Raw genomic sequence first — 3,607 nt, forward strand, 5'->3', positions numbered from 1 at the left:
TTTCCCTCCCTGCCGCCCGCTCTCCCTTTTCCGGCCAGGCTGTGAAAAAGTCCGCGTATTCTCATCTACAAAACCTGTGTGATTTTTGCATCTTATTCTGTCACAAGTTGATCCAGTGATTTAAATGTATATCCCATCTCTTCCCATTTGGTCAGTAGTTCATCAAGAATCTGGGCGTTGGTGCTGGAGGTGCTGTGAAGGAGTATGACGGCGCCGGGGTGGATGCGTCCCAAAAGTTTTTTGAAGGCTTCCTCTTTGGACGGCTGTTTATCCTGGTACCAGTCTACATAGGCGAGGCTCCAGAAAAATGTGCTGTATCCCATGTCTTTTGCCATCTGCAAATTGGTTTCACTATACTTTCCCTGGGGCGGACGATAGTATTTTTTCATGGTCTGTCCGGTGGTCTCAGTAAACAGCTTCTCTAAATCTCCCAGCTCTTTCTCAAACGCTTCCTTAGATGATATTTTTGACATATCGGGGTGGTGGTACGTGTGATTGCCTACAGTATGGCCTTCCGCTACCATTCGCTTTACGAGATCCGGTGCGGTCTCTATGTAGTTTCCAACCACAAAAAAGGTGGCCGGTGCATTGTGCTTCTTTAACGCGTCCAGAATCGCAGGGGTGTTGCCGTTCTCATAGCCTGCGTCAAACGTTAAATAGAGCACTTTTTCTGGTGTGTTTTCTGCATAGTATGCGTTGAATTTCTTTAGGTAATCGGCGGTAGCATTGGCCACCGGGGGCTGCCCCTCCTGCTGGAAGCTTAAGCCCCAGTTCCCGTCAGCCGCCGTTTCTACCGCCTGTTTACCATCCGTCATCATGGCGCCGAATCGGCCGGCCATAAAGGCCAGGGCAAATAAAAGCAGCACCTTTACCAGACGGAAGAGTTGTTTTTTCTTATCCATAGCATCACCTGAGTCCGTTTGGTTTAATATATTGGGGAATGGTCTGTCTCTATTCGCTTTTTAAGGTTTTATTTCTGCGGCGTGAAATGGGTGTTGACAGATGTGTGATGGGATGATATAGTGTATATATAAACTATATACAATAATCACAATGAATGCGGGATAGGGATAACAGATTTGGAGGCGGTGCAGTGAATATCATCATCAGCAATTCCAGCGGTAAACCAATATATGAGCAGATCACATCTCAGATAAAGAATTTGATTATCAGCGGCCATCTGCAGGCGGGGGACGCCCTGCCCAGTATGAGAACTCTGGCTAAGGATCTGCGGATCAGCGTTATTACGACGAAGAGGGCGTATAACGATCTGGAGCAGGAAGGGTTTATAGAGACGATAACCGGAAAAGGCAGCTTCGTGGCGGCAAGAAACACGGAGGTGATACGGGAAGGAAACTTAAGGATCGCGGAAGAGTATTTGACGAAGGCCGTGGACATTGCCAGGAGAAGCGGTATTTCCTGTGAAGAACTGTGCGATGTATTAAAGATGCTCTATGACGGAGAGTGAGGGAATAACTATGGAGTATGCAGTCAGAATAAAAAATTTAAGCAAGCAGTATCCGGATTTTTCATTAAATAACATCAGCCTGGATATTCCCAAGGGAAGCATAATGGGGCTGATTGGGGAAAATGGATCCGGAAAATCCACGACAATCAAGGCCATGCTGGATATTGTGAAGCGTGACACAGGTGAAGTCGAGATTCTGGGCATGGATATCAGGGAGCGGGAGCAGGACATTAAAGAGGAGATCGGCGCGGTCTTCAGTGAAAGCCAGTTCCATGATTTTCTCAACGCCGTTCAGATATCGGGAATTATGAAAAGAATCTATAAAAATTGGGATGAGGAGCTGTTTTCCTCCTATCTTTCCAGGTTTGCTCTTCCGGAGAAGAAAAAGGTTAAGGAATATTCAAGAGGAATGACCATGAAGCTGGCGATCGCGGCCGCACTGAGCCATCATCCGAAGCTTTTGATTCTGGATGAGGCGACCAGCGGATTAGACCCGGTGGCGCGGGATGAGATTCTCGATCTCTTCTTTGAGTTTATTGAGGATGGAGAGCATTCCGTGCTGATTGCCTCCCACATAACGAGTGACCTCGACAAGGTTGCGGATTATATTACGATGATCCACAATGGAAGCATCCTGTTCTCTGAGGAGAAAGATCAGCTTCTGGAGGATATGGGAATTCTGCGATGCGGGGAAGAAGCGTTCGCAGGGCTGTCCGGTGTCCGTATCGTGGGAGTAAGGAGGAATCCTTATGGAGTGGAAGCACTGATTCATGGGAGAGATATTGTGAAAAAAAGATATCCGGAGCTTGTGGTGGACCGGACGAACATCGAGGAAATCATGCTGTATTCCGTGAGGAGGGATCGAAAATGACAGGATTACTGATCAAAGATTTGTATATCATGCGCCAGAGTATAAAGTCAATGCTGTTTATCCTTGTGGTGTGGTCAGTCGTTTTTCTGGGAGGTAAAAAGACGGGAATGTTTCTGATTCCCATGTTTATCATGATAGCTGGAATGAATGTACTGAATCTGTTTGCCTACGACAGGCAGACAAAGTGGGAGACGTATGCTCTGACTATGCCGATTCCGCGCTGGAAGATGGTACTGGAGAAGTATCTTTACTCGGTCTGTATTGCTGCTTTCTTTGGTATTATAGCAGTGGCGGCTGTGGCCGCCGCGACAGCCATAAAAGGCATGGGAATGGGACCGGAATTTCTGTTTGAGCTGCTGATTAACTGGCTGACCGGCGTTGTCCTGGCATTCTTTTATAATTCGATCTCCATCCCGCTCACGTATTGGCTGGGTGTGGAGAAGGCCAGAATGATTCCCAGCGTTTTAATTGGAGTGGCAGTCTTTTTGATCGTAGCGCTTGCGTCGGCGTATGGGGATGATATTGCTGTAAGTGACAGCACAGTGACTACCGTCATCATCGCGGGAGCTCTGGGTACTGTTGTGATGATGGTGCTTTCGTACTTCATCAGTGTGTCAGTCTATAATAAAAAGGAGTTTTGATCTGTCTCCATCCCCATATGGTTCCTGTTTTCGGAACCATGAAAATCACTGCCGGCAGTCGTAAACAGTCCATATTCAGCGGCGAGTCCGTTTAAAAAGCTTTTTTCAGAGTCGGAGAACGCGGGATATTCGGTTTCTATGCCGTTGATTCCCAGGAGTGCCAGCTCCTTCAGCATGATGGACACCTCCTGTGCATGGAGGGACTGTTTTTGAAAATGGTGGTAGCAGTTATAAGGATGGGCCCAGACGGCTTTTCCTCCCGCATGGTGGATGGCTGCGATGCCGTCTTCCACAGTGATATTGGCCTCTGTCAGGGCTTTCGCATAGGAAGCGACCAGTTCCGCGGTCTCCTCGCTGACCGCAGGGTAAGCTGCCCTGACGTGAGCCATGACATCTCGAAGCTGAAGGACATTTCCACAGCTCATGGGGACATCCGGTATACGAATCGGATATCCTGACGCGGTTACAGCCTCTGCCAGTTCCTGGTAGACGGCTTCCGTCCGCTCTTTCCGGGCGGAGAGCAGCGCGCACAGCACCGGATCGGTCTCATCGAACCCGTAACCAAGCAGGTGAATGGACTGGGAAGTGGGGAGACTTCCCCAGAGATGTTCCGCACACGTAATTTCC

The 3,607-nt window shown here is 48.6% G+C and carries 5 protein-coding genes; 3 read left to right on the forward strand and 2 right to left on the reverse strand.

Going from position 1 to position 3,607, the window contains the following annotated elements:
• Window positions 1–92: 92 nt before the first annotated feature.
• On the reverse strand, window positions 93–902 hold the full coding sequence (pdaA, locus tag ACLTD4_RS33330) for a delta-lactam-biosynthetic de-N-acetylase (RefSeq protein ID WP_117624259.1): 810 nt from the start codon (window positions 900–902) through the stop codon (window positions 93–95).
• 191 nt (window positions 903–1,093) lie between these two features.
• Between pdaA and ACLTD4_RS33335 the strand changes: the two genes are divergently transcribed.
• The 3 genes from ACLTD4_RS33335 to ACLTD4_RS33345 are packed head-to-tail and all read left to right on the forward strand — an operon-like array spanning window position 1,094 to window position 2,980.
• Window positions 1,094–1,468: a GntR family transcriptional regulator gene (locus tag ACLTD4_RS33335; protein ID WP_117624258.1), complete on the forward strand. Its 375-nt coding sequence runs from the start codon at window positions 1,094–1,096 to the stop codon at window positions 1,466–1,468.
• Between the two features lie 10 nt (window positions 1,469–1,478).
• On the forward strand, window positions 1,479–2,339 hold the full coding sequence (locus ACLTD4_RS33340; protein ID WP_117624257.1) for an ABC transporter ATP-binding protein: 861 nt from the start codon (window positions 1,479–1,481) through the stop codon (window positions 2,337–2,339).
• Window positions 2,336–2,980 carry an ABC-2 transporter permease gene (locus ACLTD4_RS33345; RefSeq protein ID WP_055660228.1) on the forward strand — a complete coding sequence of 215 codons (645 nt, stop codon included), beginning with the start codon at window positions 2,336–2,338 and terminating at the stop codon, window positions 2,978–2,980. The genes ACLTD4_RS33340 and ACLTD4_RS33345 overlap by 4 nt, the downstream gene beginning before the upstream one ends.
• Here the strand turns inward: ACLTD4_RS33345 and ACLTD4_RS33350 are convergent.
• On the reverse strand, window positions 2,959–3,607 hold a 649-nt coding region (locus ACLTD4_RS33350; RefSeq protein ID WP_412331951.1), incomplete at its 5' end, for a PHP domain-containing protein. The genes ACLTD4_RS33345 and ACLTD4_RS33350 overlap by 22 nt on opposite strands.

The sequence above is a fragment of the Hungatella sp. genome (assembly GCF_046966825.1).